This window comes from Cysteiniphilum litorale (assembly GCF_003428165.1).
Lineage (GTDB): Bacteria > Pseudomonadota > Gammaproteobacteria > Francisellales > Francisellaceae > Caedibacter > Caedibacter litoralis.
Genome location: NZ_QLIQ01000004.1, coordinates 47,451 through 68,723 on the forward strand (window position 1 = coordinate 47,451; position 21,273 = coordinate 68,723).

Here is a 21,273-nt window from a genome sequence, read left to right on the forward strand (position 1 = left end):
AATTGATGGTTAACCAGTTTGGATTTGGTATTGGGTATAAAATATTAAAATTTCATATCACTTATTTTTTTTAAAAAGTCCTTTAAAATCTATGCACATACAAATGCTTACCTTAATCAATAATGGCAAAGTTAAAGCAAAAAACTGACGATAAAATCGAAATTGAACTTAAAGCCCCAAGTTATCAATCACAGGTATATACTCTTGAGAAAGTAGTATTCTTTTTATCTGTGATACTATTCATAATAGTCCTAGCGATGACTATATACTTGATATCAGCAAAGAATAGCAGAACTTTCATTCCGGTTAATCAATACAATCAAGTTTATGAATATCCAGCTATTGCTGAGCAATATTTTTCAGACGAGTATATCCAAGATTATACTGAAGAGGTAATTAGGTCAGTTCAGTTTTATAACTATGATAATCTAGAAGAAAATATGCGGAATGCATTTACAAAATACTTTAGCGTTGAAGGTATTGGAAAATATGTCAAAGCTATGAATGAAACAAATAACTTATATCAAGTTAAAAACTTAAAGTTATTTGGGTCAGTTACCTTTAATGGTTCTGTAAGTATTGAAAAAGGATTGACTTCAAATGGAGTTTTTCAATGGAAGGCATCAATTCCTGCGACTGTAGTGACTTATAGTGCATTTAATGGAATGAAATATACCACAAAATATAGGTTCTATCTAACAATCAACAGAGAGACATATATTGAAAATCCAATGGGTTTAGCTGTAATACAGTACGCAATGCGAGAGAGAGACTAGAAGCTTATGATATCTAAAAAAACGATAATAACTTTAGGCGTGGTGTTGTTTTCAATAATGACAATAAGTAATGGTTTTGCCGATGAGAAAAAAGCAGAAGAGCAACAGGATAAATATGTTGTCACCCAAGAGCAATTGAACTCTCTAATCCGTAATGCTGATAATGATTACAAAAAAAACATAGTGAGAAATATTGAGCAAAATCAGCAAATGATGCCTTATATGAAAGCGATGATAACCTCTGAACAAAGATACCAACAGGGGATAGAGATGCAAAAACAACAAGCTATTACACCTAGCGATATAATAGAGCAAAGACGTTATCAAAGTCAGATTGAACAGGCAAAAGCGATTTCGCTTACTCCGGTTAACGGTGGGAATCGGGTGTCTGTATATTCGGAGAGTAAGCAATTAGTGATTTATACAGCCTTCCATCAGGTGTCATCACTGCAAATAGTTGATGAATACGGTAATCCATATCCTATTACATATAGTGTTCTAGGGAATCCAGATGCCTTTAAAGTTGATAAGGCGCCAGATCAAAATAAAAATACTCTCTTCATTCAGCCAAACAAAGAGTCTGTTCCGCCAACTAATATGTTGGTCACCCTGGCTGGATACCCACAAGTTATTAGTCTGCAAATAATCGAATCAAAAGAAAATTATGATCAACGCTTCATTTTAAGAATGCCTGTCACCTCACCAACTGCCCCAAAACAGGATGTAGGTGAACAGAAAATTGTCTTATCAGATTTAGATTTAATGTTTTCAATCGGAGCTCCTCCGAAAGATGCCACCTATCATGATGCAAATATTCCGAATACTGACATATGGACGTATAAGGGAGAAATGTATCTAAAAACACGATATGATTTAACCTATCCAAATTTCCAAAAAAGAATCCCATCAAATGGTACTGGATATATCTTATATATCCTAAAGCCTACAAGTATGGTAATGCTTGCCATTAATGGGGTGGCTCAGCAGTATATTGTCCCTCAAATTCAAGACAAGACATATGACGAAAAACTTGGTGATTTTAATCCAGCAAATGATTTCAATACTATCCAAGGGATAGAGACTCAGGGGATTGGCTAATGAAAAATAATAAATTTAAATATATTGTTTTAACGGTTATAATTACAGTTGCGATTATGGCAGCAATTTTTATATATTTTTCTCCATCTAAACCTAAAATTAGTAATTATTCATCAGATTCAAATTATCAAACAGCACCGCTCTCTGATGTTAAAAAAACAGAAGTAAATCAAGTTGCATTATCAAGAACTAAAAAGCTGACGGATGAAGATGCTATTAGGAAGATACAGCAGGGTGATGATCACATTGCTAGCGTGATCAACTACAAACCAGAGTCTGGACAAAGTGCGCAGAGTAAATTCCTGATTGACAAAAATGGATGTGAAGCACTAAACGGCAGATGGATAGATAGTTTGAAATATTGTGATAAAGTTGGGTTAACGCGAGAAGAGTTAAATGAACTGGAAAAATCTAAAAATAATTGTGCTGCAGGAAAATGGAACTATGAGCTTTCTTTGTGCACTGAGGGAATGACAGAAGATGAAATAAATAGGCTGCTAGCTCTGAAAGCGCAGTGTGTTGCAAACTGGAATGTTTTTGCACAGCGATGTGAAGACGCTAAAGATAAATCAGCTATAGAAAGCTTATTGAAACGTAAGAATGAATGTGTATCAAAAGGAAAGCAATGGAATTATTTGTTAGGTCTTTGTGATATAGGTTCTGATTTTACAAATGAAATCTTGCAAAGAAAAAAAGATTGTTCACCTGATGATTGGAATGTGAAATTGTTACTGTGTACTTCAGGTATGTCTGAAGCAGAAATAGCTTCATTACTGAAGAATAAACAAAGTTGTGAAGATAAAGGTTTTAGGTGGAATTATAAAGTTCAGGCTTGTGATTTAGACGGCGGGATGAGTACGTCTAAATTATGGTCACAAATTCAGGATTGCAGAAAATCTGGTGGGGAATGGGATTATTCTCTAAGAATGTGTTCAAATGCCTACGACACAAAATTACTCAGTGACTTGAAAAAAGAATATGAGATCTGTTCAAATAAAGGCGCACAATGGGATTATGCATTACAAACTTGCAAAGATAAATGTTTGACTACTGATGCCGTTAAATTTCTAAAAAACACACAATATGACTGCCAAACCAAAGGGAAAATATGGAATCCAGTATTAAAGACTTGTGATGTAAATAATAAAAAGGAAGAGGATAAACTTCAAAATAAAAAGCTTGAGTGTATTACATCAGGGGGCTGTTGGAATGCTGATTTACAAATGTGTTCAAATTCAATTGCTCCACAAGAGCTTAAAGAATTACTGCATAGGAAAAAGCAATGTCAATTAAGTGGTGGCAAGTGGTTATATGATTTGGGGTTATGTGATAATCAACTCTCAAAAGAGCAGATGGAGTTATTGAAATTAAAAAAGAAGAGCTGTGAAGATAGAGGTTATAAATGGAATTATATAGCACAAGTTTGTAATGATGGTAGTGCTGATATTCAACAGATACTCAAAGATATTAAGGATTGCAGAGATTCTGGCGGGAGTTGGAACTATGCAATAACAAAATGTGTTAATGTTGCTGTTAGCACAAAAACAGATAAAGTAAAAGAAACCTGTCTAGCAGAAAATAAGGTATGGGATGAGAAAAATAAACTATGCAAACCTAATTTAAGCAAATTAGACAGAGAAGCTTTAGAGGCAAAAAAATCAAGCTGTATTAAATCAGGGAAGATATGGGATGACAAACAATTATCCTGTACAACAGGAAATAAGGCACTTGATAGTCTCATGGAAGCAACTAAAAAAACATGTGAGGCATCTGGCAATAAATGGGATTATTTAAATGACAAGTGCATAATAGCAACAACAAGCAAAAATTTATCATTACAGGATCAGCTGTCAAATACATGTGAGTTAGCCGGATTTAAGTGGGTGTCTGAGTTAAAAACATGTTCGAATAATTTCACAGAAAAGCAACTTGCCGATTTAATTGCTAAAAAACGAGATTGTTTATCAAAAGGCTATGATTGGGATTACGATTTGCAAATGTGCACTAGTGATGATGTTGCCTATTATAGGAAAATCAAAAACAAATGTATTTCTGAAGGATACACATGGGATACTTTTCAGAAGAAGTGTAATGGAGATATAAATAGTCGCGATAAATCAACGCCTTCTAAAGAAGTCACATTAAAAAGCAAAAATGCAGATCAGCTTATGAAAGAACAGTTAGCATGCACCAAAGCTGGCGGGTTGTGGAATACTGAGTTAGAACAATGCTCTCTTGAGATCAATGATATTGATGCAAATATACTCATTGCACAAAAAAAAGCTTGTGAAAAAAATGGTAACTATTGGAACTCAATAATAGAGAGATGTGTTGAAGAAGATAGCATTAATGAGTTGAAGGCATTAGAGAATGACAAGGAGAACTGTAAAATTATTAATGGGAAGTGGGATTATCTGTTGGGGGTGTGTAATACAGGTAATTTCTCTGATCAATACCTTAAAGATTTAAAGCTCCAATATTCACGATGTATGCAAAATGGGTATAAATGGAATAGTCAGTTACAAATGTGTGAGATACCTGAGAATAGGAAAAAGATTCCTGTTCTTATTTCAACTAAAAATCAGTGTTTGAATGAAGGGAAAGATTGGGACTATCAAAATCAGCGATGTAATAACAAATTATCATTTCCAGGAGTTAAGCTTCCAGATCAGGCTCAACAGGCGTTGCAGCAGTTATTAGGTGAGGCTAAATCAAAAGTCTCCGACGCATATAATAACATGAGTAATGAAGTGAAATCTCAGGTAACGTCAGCTCCTTTTGCAATCAATATTGTAACAACTCCTCAAGAGCTAGAAAAAATGCTGCAAAATAATGCCATTAAAAATAAGGGGGTCGTTGAGGGTGGCAAGAAAGAAGCCATTGTATTGCCTTCAGCAAGGTTTTATGCTGTTTTACTATCCTCTGTCAATAGTGATTATACAAAGATCCCTGTAACAGCGGAAATAGTATCAGGGGTATTGAGAGGGGCTAGGATACTTGGGACGTTTACTTTACCAAAGTGGACTGACAGCATAACTCTGGAGTTTACAAAAATGGTTTACAAAGGTGATGTATATGACATAGATGCGGTTGCGTTTGATATATCTAACATGCAGCCAGGGTTATCTGATGATGTCGACAACCATTATTTATTTAGATATGGATCATTAGGTCTGGCAACAATCTTAAGTGGCTATGCTGAAGTAATGCAAGGAGTACAGTCAACTCAGGTTCTAACTCAAAACGGGACACAGAGTATCGTGCAACAATTACCATCACCAACAGATCAAGTTTTCATGTCCGTGGGTAAGGGGGCGAGCCACTTTATTAAACCGTTATCTGAAAATATTAATAGACCGCCAACGGTAACCGTAGACACGGGAAGGTCTTTTGGGCTGTATTTCATTTCCCCTGTTTATAAGAATGGTTCAAAGAGCACTGCTAGTGATACCTCTCTTATAAAAGACTATTCCGATAAATATAAAGGAGTAATTGAAAGTGGAGAAGAAAAGATTAAATCATTAAACAGCAATACTTCATCGGGTGATAAATACTCATTTGCACCAGATCAAACAGCAATTGATCAATCTAAAAAAATATTAAATTCTTAGGTTTGGAGCTTATTAACTATGGACAACTTAGAAAAAAAATATAAAACAGATAGTAAAGTCATCAAATCATTGCAGGACTATATTAAGCCAAAAGAATCTGTAGATGATGAAGTTATAAATAAGGCAGCAGAAAAAGCCGAAAGCAATCAACCTGTTTTTGAAAAAGTTCATCCATTCGGTGAATCAGATCACAATAGTATAGATGATATTAAAACCAATAAGGCTGGAAATAATGACATAATTGAAAATAGTGATGCGTTGTATGAGGAGTTATTAAAGGGGTTTGCCTACGACGATTCAAATCAAAAAAGTTACCTAACAGAAGATCGTTCAATATCACCAACATCAGTACCTAATGATAAGTTGAGTGATAATAACAAAACCTTAGACGGTAATTATCTGGATGGGATCGATGACATTGAGATTGAATGCTTAGATGATGATAGTTCAGCTAGTTCTGAAAAATTAAATATTGCAGATTCAAATAATAACGTGGGTTCTGATGCAAAATCACCTACTCTAGAAAAAGATGAAACAACCGTATCAAATGAGCCTATAAGTGATCTCAAGCAGGAAACTATCAATAATCATAGAGAATATAATGTTACGAAAGCTTCTAAAGAGAATAATGAAGATCAGATCGATAATTCCAATGGATTAGATAAGAATGAGGACGTGCCAGATTCTGACAACCAAATACATCGTGATGCGCCAACAAAAAAAAATAAAAGAAAACTTAGATGGATTTTGATACTTATATGCTTTTTATGTGTTGTGACAATTATATTATCTATATACCTAAGCTTCAACAATAGTAGTGGGGTCAGCAAAGCATCTCTAGAATTAAAAACATTAGATACAAAAATATCTCAAAAAAATACGGAACTAAACTCTAAGGTAAGTCAGCAAATCAAGGACATGACTGATAAAAGTAATCAACAGATGACAAAATTACAGGGAACATTAAGTCTTATCAATGAGCAAATAAGTAATTTGCAGGATCAATATAATCAAATAAAAGGAGATATAAGTACATTAAAACAAAAAATTGAAGGTAATGAGAGCCAAATAAACAAAAACAAAAACATAATAGACTCTCAAATAAAAGCATTCGAATCATTGGATAGTAAATTTAACTCTACTTCAGCTAATTATTTAAATTCGTTACAGGATATAACGTCAATGATTAAAAGTTCTGATAGCAAGATATATGTGTTAACTAATAGTAATCAACAGCTGAATGATTCAATAAATCGGATAGACCAACAGTTGGAAAAATTAACACATCAAAGGTATAAGGATGCAAACTTTTATATTCTTGGCGAGCTGCAGGGGAAATTGTTGGTAAAAAGTGATGATATAGGGTTTATTCAAGTTTCGTTGGAGAATATGCCTTATCTCACGATAAATCATATTAAATATAGAGTTATTGAAAAAAATGAGACTTACTGGACAATGCAGTCAAGTGATGGTGTTAATTATAGAGTTTCAATCAAAAAATAAACCAAAAGGAGAACTTATGAAGAGTATAATTAAAACGTTAACATTGGGGCTTGTGTTACTAATGCCACTTTTTGCATTAGCAGATGATATACAAACAAGTCTGAACAAGTTTAATGGGATACTGGGGGCGGTTGTATCAATATTAATCATTATATGTATTATATGCTTTATTGGGTCATTGGCTGCTGCTGGGTTTTTGTTATATAGGAAAAAACAACCAGGATCAAATATAGGGACCGGACACGTTATGGTTGCAATTGCGGCATCAGCACTATTTATGGTAGGAGCTTTGGGCTCTGGAGCAGTATCATACTTTGGTACATCAATGGGCATTCAGAATGCGGATAGTAATGCCAAACAAATTTCATTTAAATATCAAAATAATTGATTGTAATTCATCAATGGGTGCTTACAACCCATTGTATCTACCATAAATTATAATATTCATTTTTTCATATCACTTACAGCATTATTAATAATTTGCGATGATACAAAGATCACAAAATAAATTAATGTAAATATGTCAGATCCGACTTTTATAATGTCCGCACTTTGCTATGTATTTGGTAATTGGGTTGGCTATCTTGCTGGTTACACTGAGCCAGTTTTGCCAGGTGGTCCTGAATACTCATTGTTAATGAACTTAATTTCAAAAACTAGTTTCATTGCGGTTATCATTTACTTTATCGTAGCTGGTTGGAATTTGTTTACGTTAATTATACACAAAAGCCAGCGTTTGGAGCAGGAAGGACAACGAGTAGAGGAAAAAAGTCCATTAGCTTTGGGAATTAAGGCTGTTGTGGCATTTGCTTTTATATCAAGTGGAGCTCAGCCAAATGTGCCACCAGCTCAAGCGTTAAATATTGCGAATATTCATCAATTTACTATGACTTTAGCGTTGTGGGGAAATAAAATAGGTGATCTTACCGAGCAATATGCTGCCGATTTGTTGTTAAAGAATATAAATCTTAATGTGCAATATAGTGATCAGATGCCGAAATTATTAGATGATGTTATTAATATGCAAATGTGCACATTTGCAACGATGACAGCTCAAAACCAATATAACTCAATCACAGAAAGTCAGTCTAAAGATTCTCCTGGATTTGCACAGAAAACACGAAATGCACCGATAGCCTATACTTATAGTGAGAGCATAACACCATCAACGATTTTAGGTCAGTATGCAGCAATGCCCTCAGGGATGAAGGAATACCGCTCTCTAACAGAATTATCGCAAGCCATGGCAAACAGTAAAGCAAAAGATAAAAACACATTCTATGTAGGGAGTGTGAATGATGGTAATACACCTACAACTTACAAATGCGGGGTGATTAGTTTTCCAGGAGCGACTTATGATGCTAATAAATCGCAAATATTAGAGAAAGCTTCAGATAGAACGTATGAGGAAAGTGTTAAAGCATTTGCTAAGTTCTTTGAGACAACAGCTTCAATTTCTCAGCAACTATACAACTTGGTTATTTTGGATGATTTTCAAATAGCAAATCTTCAAAAAAACAGCTTAAATCAAGATCAAGCAAAACAATACCAAGATATTTTGAATCGATATTATGAGGCATTTTCATCCTATCTAAGTGCAATAAAACTTATTGGAGAAAGCAATAAAGATAAAGATGCATACATGGATGAAATCAAAAAATCAGTCACCCAAAATGGATGGGCGCTTTTCCCTATCTACTATAAAGAGATAGAAAAAATATCTGACATTATTAATACAAATATGTCTTCTCCTGTATCTTCTATTACGTCAAAAGGGGCGACTGGCAGTATTGAAACTTGTGGGGTCATGGCAAAATGGTTTTCATGGCTAATAAGTCCCGTGTGTTTAAATGAGGATAAAGCCCAAGCTATTCAGCAAAGCGCCTCCTATACGAGCAAAGCCTTAAAAGCTGCGCTTGCAAAAGACAACAAATTAGCTATTCCTACTGCCAAGTATTCAAGCAGCATATCTAATTCATGCACTATTAATGGCAAAGATGTAGATTGCAATACCAATGACTTTGAAAATTACAGTATGAAGTGGTTAATGAATGCTTTTTTATATTCAGCAAGTGCTGGTACTATGAACCCTAGAGAGCTAGCTGCTAAAACTAATGGGGCAATGAAAAACATCGCGCAAGAGGTTACCTTTAAGGATTATAGTGTGGACCCATTTAGAGCGATGTCTGAGTTAGGAAAAAATATTTATACTGCAATTAACATGATTAAGTATTTAGCTTTGTTTGCTAAATCAAGTGTGGATTCTGTTGGGAGTTATTTTAAAGGGCAAATGACCTCTACGTTATATGGTTGGGGGTTTATTATTCCGGATTCTCTCATCAACATGTTAATTGATACTTTATTGTCAATGATCATAGCGCTATTTGCGCTTCAGGGATTGGCATTGGCATTGGGATATTTGTTGCCGTTATATCCGGTGCTGACTTTTGCATTTATTGTTATTGGTTACTTAAAAATGATTATTGAGGCAGTCGTCATTCTACCGTTCTTGTTGGCAACTTATGCAACAAGTAATAATGTCGTATTAGCAGGGAAGGAGGTAAGAGGGATAATGATATTACTGGCAGTTCTGTTAACACCGTTTCTGTCTGTCATGGGTTATATAGTAATGTTAGTGATCGCAAGTATAGGCTTTGCGATAATAAACTTGATGTTTTTTACTGTTATTGAAAGTTATACTATATGGATATGGGTATTTGTTGCAATTATGTATTTTTATCTTAATATCATGTATAGGTTTTTAGCAAATGTTTGCGTACCTGTAATGCATAACTTTAGAGACAGAGTTCTTGATTATGTATCAGGTGGTATTGCACACATTCCAACATTTGGAGAAGCAAATATAGTAAATGTGGTAGATTCAACTGCAGAAGTAATGCAAGTTACTGGACAGGGATATGATACCTTTGCTTCTAAAAAAGCAGAAAGAGATAAAAGCAATAAAAAAGCAAATAAGTAACAAATAAATAAAGTATTATTAGGAGGTAGTAATGGAGCATATTTTAAGGTTATTGTTTTTTATTTGGTCAGGTTGGTTAATATGGTTTTTTTGGCCCTTTTCAGGAATGTCTTACGATGATAGTTTGGGGTCATATATTATGGGCTCAGTTACCTTTATTATCATAGGCTTGATTATAGGACATGGGTTTTTGCTTTATCCAGCTGCGCAAATTGAGAAGCAAAAAAAACTTCGGAGTCAATACAGAAAAGTGTCTAATTAATCTAACTGAGGGTGGGTACATCACAAGGGCAATAAATCTGATTTAGTCAAGGTGCTAGTTATCGAGGGGAGGGAGATGTAAGACACCTTGACTAATGACACACAGTATAGACGGTAAAAGCTTAACAGCAACTTAATACAGCATTTTTTATCTGCTTATTTCGGGAATACATGTTAGAACCAGCAAAATAATTCTGGCTGAGGATCATTTTATTGCTGTCGCTCACATGAGTCAGGCTTGTATCAAAATTTATGTTGCGGATGAAACTAATTAACCTAACAAACCACCTTTCAGTTACATCTTCAAAAAATCAGATTTTCTTCAATTTGAAAATTTTATAGGTTTTCCATTGAGAAATGGTGGATATGAGAAAATACACTAGAAATACAAATGAGAACATCTTGGATAATATTTGAGGAAATGCACTAGATAAGATGACATAAATGGAAGTTGGGATCAAGATGAGTGAAATTAAGATATAGCCGTAAAATACAAACTTTGCTCTCAAAGCCCTTATTTTTAAATCTTGATCATTCTTGATTCCCGTCTTTAAACAATATTCTTCAAAAGTGCGAAACTTTACCTTTTTTGCTTTTGAGTTTGTTTTTAATAGGCTAATAGTCATTTTGATAAGTGGCCAATCATAAAGAATGTTTTTTGACATTTTTGCAATGTCAGATAAATGTTTTTTCCTGACTGGCCATAGAATATACCATAGAGATTTCAAGATGGATTTTTGTTGGTACTCTTTTTTATCTGCTTTTTTCTTTGATTTCAGTAGTAACATTAGATGTATTTGAAGTAAATCAACAATAAATCAATTATAGCAGGCATGTAGTATCAATAAAGTGATATGGAATGTATGTATTTCATATCACTTACTTTGTTTGTGAAATCATGTATCATCAAAATAAAAAAATATGGAAATCGCACCTTATACAGTTCATTTTAGACTGACTAAACAATGTAATGCAGACTGCAGTTATTGCTCATCATATACAACAGATGCGAGTAGAATGGGATTGAATGATGCGATAACTTCATTTCATGAAATAAAAAAATTTCTGGATGAAATGAAGCTGAATATTACACATTTCTATCTGGAGTTCTTAGGGGGGGAAATCTTAACATATCCCTATAATGATCTATGTGAAATTGTTAAGTATGCCAGAGAATATTTTGGAAAATTTTATAAATTTGATACAGGTTGCCAAACTAATCTTATCGGATCACAACAGAAAGTGGAAAACTTGATTAAGCTTTTTGGTAAGGACAAAGTAAGCACTTCAATTGATAGTTTCTCATCACTGAGAACTGTGAATGGTTGTGACTTGAAATATAGAGCAATCTTTAAAAAAAATGATGATTACCTAGCTAAAAACTATCATAGACTTCCCGCTGTCTATGTATTAGATAGCGATGGATTGGATAATTTAGAAAGAGAGGTCAAAAGAGCGAATCATTTATCACGAAATCTTAATATAAGGTTGCCATTTAATGGTGGGAAAGATGTCAATTATGCTGATCTTGACAGAATCGCAGAACTGATGTGTGGAGTGTTTGATAAATGGGTAATGAATAGTAATATTATTATTGACCCATTTTATTTATTCTTGAAAAAGAGGATAAATACTTTTTTGGGGAAAAGCGTAAAAGCAATTACGCATTGCAATTTTCAATGCGATTGTGCAATTAAAAGCCTGAACATTGATCCTAGTGGTGATATCTATTTATGCCAAGAAATGGCCGATGCTAATCTATTTAAACTCGGTAATGTGAAAGATAGAAGAGGATTGGATCAGCCTGTTTGGAATATACTACAAGCAAGAACACGCTTGCTACACAAGGATTGTTTATCCTGTCCATATTTAAAAGAGTGTCAAGGTGGATGCATGGTTAACTCAATACAATCAGGAAATGGAGTGTATGGCAAACCTAATGAATGTATTGTTTGGAAAGCAATATTTCGAAGAATTGATAGCTTTTTATTATCACGAAATCCAGAAGAGGTTATTGAATGGCTAGACAATTTAGAAACAAAATAAAACCAATTCAAAAAATATTGTTCTCACCACAAACAATGCTATGGAAAAAGACAGAGCAAGTTATTGATATTAAGAATTTTAGTTTGTATAACTATTATGAAGAATATGACGTTTGTATAATAGGTGACGATCCATTAGTAACGCTGTTAGGTATTTTTTCTTTAATGCAATCAGATGTGTTCAGAAAGTTTGTTATTTGCATTCAAAGCAATACCATAAGCGAAAAAGTTCGAGATATGCATGCAATTAGAGTTAATAACATAACTCATGAGTTGAGTAGCTATATATTCAATAAACTTGGAGTTAAGAATAAATCAGTAGGCAGCCTAACGACATTATTGTCAACTCTTGTCAATTTAATTAATGGTAAAGTGTTAAATAATGAAATAGTGATACATCGTTTGATATCAACTGGATTACAGTTGGACTATGGTTTTATCAGGGGAAGAAAGAATTATTTTACGCTATGGCCAACTCATGAGGAAATTACTTCTGATAGTACTAATTGGGCATCCCTGTTTTGCATAAGTATAGGGAGGTTTTTCCCTAAGAAAAAACATGATCAGTCTAGTAAAAATCAATTCATTTTTGCAAAAAATATTATTTACACATCTATTGTCGATAATGTGAGCTTGGCTGATGTGGCAGAGACAAAGGGTGTGTATCTAATAGGTGAGGCGCAAGGAAAATTTGATATTAATAATGGGGTTCTTGGCGCTCATGAGCGATTATACGACATAATTGGCGGCATGTCGTTGTATGAATTTATAAAGGATCATAAAGCATACAAAATTTATTGTAACACAGATATAGGGGAGAAAAATGAGTAATCATGACAATATATTAGTTGCCTTGAAAAGGTATTGTGACGATTGGCCAGGAACATCTATTGAGAGTGGTAAATTCATTATGACAATGTGGCCATCATTGTATTGCCCATTAAACTGCCCACATTGCTATCTATCATTATCGCAAAGAAGGGATAAATCTAGGTTGAGTTTGGAAAGTATTCAAATAGCCTGTCGTAAAATTAGAAACTATTATGAAAGAAGAAATTTAGATTGCGTAGAAATATTTTGTTATTGGTATGGAGGGGAGCCAACATCTATGCCTCAAGAGTATTTTATGTCTGCTGTGCAGTTAATTAACAATGAGTTCAAGAATTTCAAAGTCACGCATGGCGTATTATCATCATTAGTAGCAACTGACAAATCTTGGTTCTCTCTGATAAAAGATGTTACAAAAGGAGAAATTGAGACTAGTTATGATGGTGATATGCGTGGAGTTAAATATATAAAAAAGTGGGAGAGTAAAGTAAGGGAAGCTGTTAGCTGTGGCTTAAATGTGTCAACCACAACAGTAGTTAATAGACAGCTCGTAAGTATGGGTGCGGAAAATTATATAGATTACTTGGTCGATTTGGGGGTAACTCAGACAGGGTTTTTACCAATGATGAAAACAGATCATAACTCAAACAAAGGGAAATTTGATTTACATGCAACAAGCATGGAGGTGTATAACGATTTTCTAATTGATGTGTTTGATGTATACATGAAGAGGAAAAGAAATGGTACAAAAGTTGTGGAAATTGGCGAAATCCATAAAGTTCTTCAAGCGAGCAATTATAGCTCCCTATATAACATTGGAGCATTAGTTCTTTATTTGATGCCAAATGGTGATATGACACTAACGGATTATGATAAAGACGATAAAGAGTTTTTTCAGGTCTTTGGTAATATTGTTGAAGATGACTTCCAGGCTATCTTAACTTCAGATAAGCGAAAATCATGGTTAAGAAAACAGGTAAGAAAAGCAGGCAACGTAGAGTGTGTCGACTGTGAATATTCAAATGGATGTTTAATGGAATATTGGAAGACTAATCGTAAAGATGACGAATGTTTTGGTGCAAAACGATTTTGCGGGCATGTGTTGAATAACAAAAAAGCACTTGATCTCAATGTGAAATATTCTAGACCTTTTTAATGTCAAAGTTTTGATGGTTTACTTTACTTTCTTAGGTGATGAAAATTTTTTAGTACTAAAATAGAGGGTGCTAGTATGCACAAAATAAATAATGTTTTTTAATCACAATCATAATTATGAACTAATAAATAATTTGTACTCATTTGGCTATTGCAGGATACAATTGCTAGAAAAAGCTATGCGTCTTATAAAAATATCTCTACGAAAAAGACCATTTAATATAGAAGATCTTGTTAGGTTAAAAGAGCAAATTATTGAATCTCTTTTGAAAGATGAGTTCTTTTGTAAACTTCAAAATTTTCATAGGCAGTTAAACGAAACACATAGTAAAGCTGAAAGCTATGACAACATTTTGTTAAAAGTTGAAGATCTTAAGCCAAATAAATATATTCTAGAGAATATATATAAAGATAAGTCTAGCCTTGTTCTTAATATATTGGTCACTGAAAACAGCAATTCCTATAAAATTTCTCTTTTGAGAAAGAGTTTAAATATAAATGGTGACCTAGAAAAACAAATTTGCGAATTAAAAGTTATGCCTTATATGGCTTTTTTTAATATGACTCATTTCCCAACTAAGGCAACAGAGTTATTAATTACAGATCCGTTGCAACTACTACAAATAAAGCTATATTGAGGATGATCAAATGTTTAATGATTTTAAATTTGGTGATATTAACAAATTATACGCTAAAAAATATTTGAGGCTTAATTTAGATAAAAATTTACTGTTAGAACTTGAAAGAATTATCCAGCTTGATGAATTGTCTGATTATTATCGAACACCAGGAACATCGAGGTCAGAGGATAGAGATAATTTTAAATATCAAAATAGTAACAATGAATATTGCTTAGAGTACATATATGATGTTGGATGTCTTAGAGATGAGCTAAATAAACTATTTATACCAAGTCTTTTCAATAGTATGGCATTCCATGAGATATTGAAGATTAATGAAAAAAGTGTCACATACATCAAAGATCCATCAAGTTATAGATGTGTTTTATTGAAAATGAAAAAGGGCTACACAGCTTATCCGCACTATGATTCAAGGTACGATACCCCGAGCATTCAATTCGGTTTTTATTATGTTAAAAGCAAGGAAATTAATTCAGAGGGGAATTTGATTTTACATAGAAAGAGTATCAATACTGTTGGGGATATTGTATATGATAAAATTGACGAGTTTGAGATTAATAGTGGCAGCAGTGTCTTGCTGATAGATTACACTCCTGATATTCTTCATTCAACCACAGAGTTACTTAGTCAAAATATAGAGCGATATTTATTGCAAATACAGGTGCTGTAATTGAATTTTAGGGATAAATTTTGGATTTAAAGTAAAAAAGCTTAAACTTAAAAAAATACTCATCAACAGTAGAGGAGAAACCAATGGGTAAAAAAGAAGTAAAAAACCACACAAAAACGGAGTTTGAAGCCATATTTGCTGAGAAAGCAGGACTGACTAAAGTAGCAGCTAAACAAGCTGTTGATGCTTTCATTGCGTCCGTAACGGATATTGTCAAAAAAGGTGATTCAGTCAGTTTTACTGGTTTTGGTAAATTTGAAGTTGGATATCGCGCCGCGCGTGAGGGGCGTAATCCTAAGACTGGCGAGCCAATGAAAATCGCAGCGTCTAAATCGCCCAAATTTTCAGCGGGCAAGCTGTTGAAAGATGCGGTCAACGGGAAGTGATTTATAAGAATTATGTGATAGGGGATTAATGATGGAAAAATTTGATTATATAAAGGTAATATTGATAGCAATTTCCTGTTCAATAGTTGCTATATCCGGTTATCAAACATACTTTGGAGCTTATGAAGTCACAACGAGTATGTATAAAATATTTTGGCATACATCATCATTGTTTAATATGATGGTGCCTTATATGGTTTTATTTTTACTAAAAGGCAAGGCGTATTCAATGGATGGTAGCGCTTATGAGGGAACTAAAGGATTTTTCCTTGATTTTATTGACTTTGCAATGAGTATTATTGTCGCAACATATTTGATATCAACATTGGCGCTTGATTTGTATGGATATATTGACCATACGTACGTGTTTATGGCTTATATAGCTTTAGCATCAATACTTTGCGCTGCATTATATATAATTTTCAAGTACCCATATGATATAATTAAAATACTCTCATTGAATCATGTAATGCTTATTGATGACAACATTGTGATGAACTCGCTTGTTAGAGGGGCAGCCGTATCATTCTTAGCAGCGATGTTATTCTTTGTGCCTGTGCAGGTTTTCTACACTTTTGGGCTCACTTTATCTGGAGCTATATTTACGGCTACACTAACAACAATAGTATTTTTTTGGGGTGTTTTTTCATCTCTAAAAAATGGATGGTATTTAAGGTACCAGGATAACAATTAAATTTTTGTGGGAGATTTTATGAGCGATGGTTTTGCGATTTTCAACTATGCTTGCGCTAGTGTTATTGTCGTTGGCATTTTAGTTTTGTTGTTTATGAGTTTTTATTGCTGGCTTGAGAACAAAGTCACTGAAGCAATAAATTTACTTATAGGCGTTGCCGTTTCTATTGCTGCAATACTTGCTGTTGTGTTAATTTATTATCAATTTGGAGAAACAGGTTTATACATTCTGTCCCCCATTGCGCTTATTGGTGGGTATTTTAGCGTTAAGAATATGTTTGATCCTTGCTAGCCAATAATTGCGATGAAGCGTAATTTAAATCTATGCAGTCGTAGACAGAGAACCACGGTTTTTTCCGTTGGGAATTTCTACAACTTAAATTTGACAATAAATCATACCTACAATATTGCAACAACTTATAGACGAACTTTTTTCTTTCGTTCATTTTCATTAATATAATTCTCAAAAAATTTTATGAGGTAATCCATATCTATTATTTTGATAGCTTCCCCGACTTCCTTTTCTAAAGTATAGTGCCAGAATACCCCCATAGTCTCAACGGGTTTGCTGTCTTTGCCAACGGAATTTAGAACTAAGAAAATGTGATATGCCAGATGATTTTGATTGGACTCTAGTGAGAGGTGAAAAAACATGTCTCTAGCGTATATGAAATGAAGCTTATTTATCTCTTCAAATAGACGTATTATGTAGGTGTAAAGATATGCGTGTTTGGTTCTTATCTTATATATTTGATCTTCTGATAATAAACTGTTTCCATGGCGGTCTCTGCGTGTTGCAAAGCTTTCTAATGTATTTACAACTCCTAAAACTAATGATTTATCTGATTCACACATCTTATGTTCATTAGCAATTGTGATATTATTGTCAACTATCAATAGCCGTCCTATAAGAAGTAGTTGGGCTTGAAGTTCATCTATTAACCGAGTGTAATCGATTTGATATTCATTAGAATTGGCATCTGCGTATTTTACTATTTCTTTTTTTAATAGCCACTCTTTTGGGTTTATGATTTCGCTTCTCCTGTCTGTGAAAAAGGATTTTTGAAGATTAAGACAAATCAATTTATCTAAGTTTAAGCTATTAACAGGGTAGTTATGATGGTAGTGTCTGTTGATAAACCGAAAAACAAGGTAAAGCATAAATGCAACAAGAATAACTTTGCATATAATCGACAAATAAATGGCATTGTCACGTATAAACTTAAATGAAAATAAAAAATTATCTATATGGTTTGATATAGATGCATATAAGAAGCATGCAGAAACAGCTACCACTATTATAAATAAAGCCGAAACTAATATTGTAAAGCTAATATCTTCATTTTTATATTGCTCATTTGACATATACAAACTCTTACCTAGTAAAAATAAGAACTCATTTTACAGTTCGGTAGGCTTGGTTTAAAGTGCTATGAATATTGAATGTGTAATCATATTTTCATATCACTTATTTTAGGTTGGTTTATTTTATAGAATAAGCTTCATACTTACTTTTTGTAGAAACATTAATGAAGCAAATTTATAGTAAACTGGGATTAGCGTGCTTGATTATATTTGGATTGTCAGGGTGCGCCTCGTTTCGTGGAGAGCAAAATTCATCGCCACCTGAATTTAAAGCTAAAAATGAGCCTTTATCATTATTATTGGAATATTCAAAGCAGGCCGCTGAATCTCAAAAAGAATATGCGAATATTAGTAGTGCTGAAGTTGCCCAAAACACTACTTATACAGAGTGGAAGCGACAACAATTTAATTTAACAGCGGTTCCTGTTGGGTTTGATAAGATAATTCAATTCGATGGAGTCCAGACATACTCTGTATATGCACTTATTAAAAAGATTGCACTACTAGCTGGATATAAGTACGTATTTTTAAACAGGGCAGATTTACCAGTATTAGCAGTTGTTTCAACAGGAAAAGAAGGAGTTAGTCTAAAAGATCTGATAAACCAGATAAATAGTTATGTTGGGGATGCGGTCACAATATCAATTGATGGAGATACAAAGCAGATTTTTGTCAAATACAAAAATAATTTGAATAATGTTAATACGCATAAGCAGGATAGAGAGGAAAGCGATGAGAAGAAAAGCTAGAATAATGATAATATCTTTGCTGGTTGTATCTTTAACATCCTGCGCAACAAAACCGATAGAGCCCGAATCATCAGAAATAATACCTAAAGCTTCGCAGTGGAAGGTTACAGAAGCTGATAAAAAAGCTAACGAAATAACTAAGTTGCATTATTTTGATTCTGATGTTTCAGCCAGAAATATAGCCTTACCCGAGATATTTAATCATAAGATAGCTCTTCCAGAAGGCTTCTCAGGTAGTTTAGACAATATGATGAAACTTATCTGTAATGCCATTAATTATGACTATGAAATAAAAAATAACGCTGAAATACCCCCTTTAATTGTTATCGCCCCAACGTATTCTGAGAAATCGGTGTTTGAATATTTGATTGAAGTTCAAAATCAGCTAGGAGATAAAGGGACCATTGGTGTAAATAATAATGACCAAATGATATTGGTGAAATTATTTTAATTGGTAGAAATTTGTATGCTTGTAAGAATCCACAAAAAATTATTTATGTTAGTTTTAACATTTGTCACTATTGGCATATCATATGCAATTGATGAGAAGGCGTTATACAATGAGGGTTTAAACTACCCTCTAAATACAAGCAGTATTGATGCTAATGAAAAAGGATCTATTGAAGCCATCCAACAAAATGCATTACGTATAGGTGCTCAGTCAGGACTTTATTATCAAATGAACTATTTGCAAGAAAACGTCTTAAGCTATGCTTCACAATTGGATGTGGTATTTAACTTTCAAATATTAATGAAGTGGGCGTCATATGGAACGTCGATCAGTAATCTTCTGCCGCCAGTTATACAGGCGATTGATAAACAGGTTTCTATTGAGCATTCTGGGCAAAAATTAGTTATAAACAATAAGGTGTACAAAATAACGACTCCAGCACAGATAGTTGGGAACCCACCTAATTGGAGACAGTATCTTCTTGTTGTTGTCAATAAACCAAATTTTGATGTGATCAAAAAACCATCCACATCACTTGAGTGGAATGCGTGGGATAACTCTTACCGTCAGGGTTGGGTTGAAGGTCAAAAAGCTGCAAATCGTTTTTTCAACTATAAAATGGCGCAGCTTTATTCAACATTTAATGGAATGATGACATACTTAATTGCAGAGAGAAAGGGTATTGTTAATAAACCTGATATAAGTTCTTCATATATTCCCGTTAGTAGTTATGGTTCAGAGATGAGTGTTGGCAATATGATTTACACAATAGATAGAAATGTAAATTTTGAAGCTGATCTATCAAAATGGAAAGTTAAAACTCTGAACGATGTCGATACAGTGGGGGATAAGCATGGTTGAGATTAGCAGTGATAGCTTTAAAAAATATATTAATATTTCATCAACATATCAAGAGCAAGCAGATGATATGTATCAGTTTAACCGTGATAAAAATAGGGGTGCATCTTGGGTTTTTCAAAATCTACCAGGAACTATCAATAGAAGAATTCATTTAGATGATATTCTAGAACATTGCTGTGCGAAAGGCGCTGATGATATTTTTATAAGTTCAAACCTTAAAGTCATGGCTAGAGTTGCTGGACGCAATATCCAAATAACTGATAGGAAAATATCAGTTTCTGAGTTAGAGAATATTATACAAATTATAACAAAAGACCCTGCTTCTATAAATGTATTTACAAGAGGTGAGAATTTATGGGGAGCTTACGCTATTAATGAGGAAGAGCATGGAAGCAAACGTTTAAGATATGCTATTGAAGGGACTGTTGATGGTTATGATATCTCGTTTAGGCAACTAATGGATAAACCAGTAAAACTATCGGATCTAGGTCTTGAGCAAGATGTATGGAGCAAGATACGCACTCTTAATGATGGGTTCGTAATTGTTTCAGGAGCAACTGGATCTGGCAAGAGCACTTTAATTACTTCGATGCTAAGAGAATTAGCAGAAGATAATGATGGAAATCACAACATCCTAACATTCGAAGAACCTGTTGAAATAAGATTTGATAAACTGAATTTCAATACTTCACGAGTTAAACAATCAGAAATTCCCTTTAATTTGAAAACTTTTGATATTGCCGTTAAGGGAGCTATGAGAAGATCGCCAACAATAATATTTGTTGGTGAAATCAATGATTTTGCAACCCTAAAAGCATCTCTCGCAGCAGCGCAAACTGGACATCTTGTTTTTGCAACTGTGCACGCTAAATCAGTAAGAAATATATTCTCAAGAATGCTTTATTTGTGTCCAAATGACCTAAGATCTTCATACTTAAATGACTTGATTGAGTCTACACATGTTTTAGTCAATCAAAAGCTGCTTAAAATAAAAAATGAATTAAAACGAATTCCATCAAGAGAATATTGTTTATTTAATGACAAATTCAGAAAGTCTCTATCAGAGGTCGGAGATAATATTCACAAAGTATCTCAAAATATAGGCGATCACATTGATCATAGTAAGTCGACACATAAAGATTGCATTTTAAATTTAAAGAGAAAAGGTATTTATGTTTATGATGATGTGGAGTAATTTCT

20 protein-coding genes are annotated in these 21,273 nt (G+C 33.6%); 19 read left to right on the forward strand and 1 reads right to left on the reverse strand.

The genetic code is table 11. From position 1 onward, the window contains the following. The first annotated feature begins 122 nt into the window (after positions 1 to 122). The 15 genes from DNJ75_RS03015 (at position 123) to DNJ75_RS03090 (ending at position 16,939) form a co-directional block, all read left to right on the forward strand. Positions 123 to 776: a DotI/IcmL/TraM family protein gene (locus tag DNJ75_RS03015; RefSeq protein ID WP_117001704.1), complete on the forward strand. Its 654-nt coding sequence runs from the start codon at positions 123 to 125 to the stop codon at positions 774 to 776. Positions 777 to 782: 6 nt separating this feature from the next. Continuing rightward, the gene (locus tag DNJ75_RS03020) at positions 783 to 1,874 is read left to right on the forward strand and encodes a DotH/IcmK family type IV secretion protein (RefSeq protein ID WP_117001705.1); all 1,092 of its coding nucleotides are present in this window, start codon (positions 783 to 785) and stop codon (positions 1,872 to 1,874) included. Beyond that, positions 1,874 to 5,485, forward strand: coding sequence for a DotG/IcmE/VirB10 family protein (locus DNJ75_RS03025; protein WP_117001706.1), 3,612 nt, complete (start codon positions 1,874 to 1,876; stop codon positions 5,483 to 5,485). The genes DNJ75_RS03020 and DNJ75_RS03025 overlap by 1 nt, the downstream gene beginning before the upstream one ends. A gap of 18 nt (positions 5,486 to 5,503) precedes the next feature. After that, the gene (locus DNJ75_RS03030) at positions 5,504 to 6,988 is read left to right on the forward strand and encodes a coiled-coil domain-containing protein (RefSeq protein WP_117001707.1); all 1,485 of its coding nucleotides are present in this window, start codon (positions 5,504 to 5,506) and stop codon (positions 6,986 to 6,988) included. 16 nt (positions 6,989 to 7,004) lie between these two features. Next, positions 7,005 to 7,376: a hypothetical protein gene (locus DNJ75_RS03035; protein ID WP_150468866.1), complete on the forward strand. Its 372-nt coding sequence runs from the start codon at positions 7,005 to 7,007 to the stop codon at positions 7,374 to 7,376. A gap of 132 nt (positions 7,377 to 7,508) precedes the next feature. Then, the gene (locus tag DNJ75_RS03040; RefSeq protein WP_117001709.1) at positions 7,509 to 9,968 is read left to right on the forward strand and encodes a DotA/TraY family protein; all 2,460 of its coding nucleotides are present in this window, start codon (positions 7,509 to 7,511) and stop codon (positions 9,966 to 9,968) included. 31 nt (positions 9,969 to 9,999) lie between these two features. Further along, the gene (locus DNJ75_RS03045; RefSeq protein ID WP_117001710.1) at positions 10,000 to 10,230 is read left to right on the forward strand and encodes a hypothetical protein; all 231 of its coding nucleotides are present in this window, start codon (positions 10,000 to 10,002) and stop codon (positions 10,228 to 10,230) included. A 920-nt stretch (positions 10,231 to 11,150) separates the two neighbouring features. Next, the gene (locus tag DNJ75_RS03055; RefSeq protein WP_117001712.1) at positions 11,151 to 12,275 is read left to right on the forward strand and encodes a radical SAM/SPASM domain-containing protein; all 1,125 of its coding nucleotides are present in this window, start codon (positions 11,151 to 11,153) and stop codon (positions 12,273 to 12,275) included. Beyond that, positions 12,248 to 13,105, forward strand: a complete 858-nt coding sequence (locus tag DNJ75_RS03060; RefSeq protein WP_150468865.1) for a hypothetical protein — start codon at positions 12,248 to 12,250, stop codon at positions 13,103 to 13,105. The genes DNJ75_RS03055 and DNJ75_RS03060 overlap by 28 nt, the downstream gene beginning before the upstream one ends. Next, complete coding sequence (locus DNJ75_RS03065; RefSeq protein ID WP_117001714.1) at positions 13,098 to 14,258, forward strand: SPASM domain-containing protein; 1,161 nt, start codon at positions 13,098 to 13,100, stop codon at positions 14,256 to 14,258. The genes DNJ75_RS03060 and DNJ75_RS03065 overlap by 8 nt, the downstream gene beginning before the upstream one ends. A 163-nt stretch (positions 14,259 to 14,421) precedes the next feature. After that, positions 14,422 to 14,895, forward strand: a complete 474-nt coding sequence (locus DNJ75_RS03070) for a hypothetical protein (RefSeq protein ID WP_157968177.1) — start codon at positions 14,422 to 14,424, stop codon at positions 14,893 to 14,895. A gap of 10 nt (positions 14,896 to 14,905) precedes the next feature. Further along, on the forward strand, positions 14,906 to 15,568 hold the full coding sequence (locus DNJ75_RS03075; RefSeq protein WP_117001716.1) for a hypothetical protein: 663 nt from the start codon (positions 14,906 to 14,908) through the stop codon (positions 15,566 to 15,568). An 83-nt stretch (positions 15,569 to 15,651) separates the two neighbouring features. Further along, positions 15,652 to 15,954: an HU family DNA-binding protein gene (locus tag DNJ75_RS03080; RefSeq protein ID WP_117001717.1), complete on the forward strand. Its 303-nt coding sequence runs from the start codon at positions 15,652 to 15,654 to the stop codon at positions 15,952 to 15,954. 28 nt (positions 15,955 to 15,982) lie between these two features. Beyond that, positions 15,983 to 16,648, forward strand: coding sequence for a hypothetical protein (locus DNJ75_RS03085; protein WP_170137181.1), 666 nt, complete (start codon positions 15,983 to 15,985; stop codon positions 16,646 to 16,648). A gap of 18 nt (positions 16,649 to 16,666) precedes the next feature. After that, entirely contained in the window at positions 16,667 to 16,939 is a 273-nt protein-coding gene (locus DNJ75_RS03090; protein ID WP_117001719.1) for a hypothetical protein, read from the forward strand. 125 nt (positions 16,940 to 17,064) lie between these two features. Here DNJ75_RS03090 and DNJ75_RS03095 read toward each other — a convergent pair whose 3' ends face one another. Continuing rightward, positions 17,065 to 18,012, reverse strand: a complete 948-nt coding sequence (locus tag DNJ75_RS03095; protein ID WP_117001720.1) for a hypothetical protein — start codon at positions 18,010 to 18,012, stop codon at positions 17,065 to 17,067. 164 nt (positions 18,013 to 18,176) lie between these two features. Between DNJ75_RS03095 and DNJ75_RS03100 the strand changes: the two genes are divergently transcribed. The 4 genes from DNJ75_RS03100 to DNJ75_RS03115 are packed head-to-tail and all read left to right on the forward strand — an operon-like array spanning position 18,177 to position 21,268. After that, positions 18,177 to 18,761, forward strand: a complete 585-nt coding sequence (locus DNJ75_RS03100) for a hypothetical protein (RefSeq protein ID WP_117001721.1) — start codon at positions 18,177 to 18,179, stop codon at positions 18,759 to 18,761. Continuing rightward, positions 18,745 to 19,212, forward strand: coding sequence for a DotD/TraH family lipoprotein (locus tag DNJ75_RS03105; RefSeq protein ID WP_117001722.1), 468 nt, complete (start codon positions 18,745 to 18,747; stop codon positions 19,210 to 19,212). Before DNJ75_RS03100 ends, DNJ75_RS03105 begins: the two co-directional genes overlap by 17 nt. Positions 19,213 to 19,257: 45 nt before the next feature. Continuing rightward, positions 19,258 to 20,073, forward strand: coding sequence for a type IV secretory system conjugative DNA transfer family protein (locus tag DNJ75_RS03110; protein ID WP_157968178.1), 816 nt, complete (start codon positions 19,258 to 19,260; stop codon positions 20,071 to 20,073). After that, entirely contained in the window at positions 20,066 to 21,268 is a 1,203-nt protein-coding gene (locus tag DNJ75_RS03115) for an ATPase, T2SS/T4P/T4SS family (RefSeq protein ID WP_157968179.1), read from the forward strand. Before DNJ75_RS03110 ends, DNJ75_RS03115 begins: the two co-directional genes overlap by 8 nt. The last annotated feature ends 5 nt before the right edge of the window (positions 21,269 to 21,273 follow it).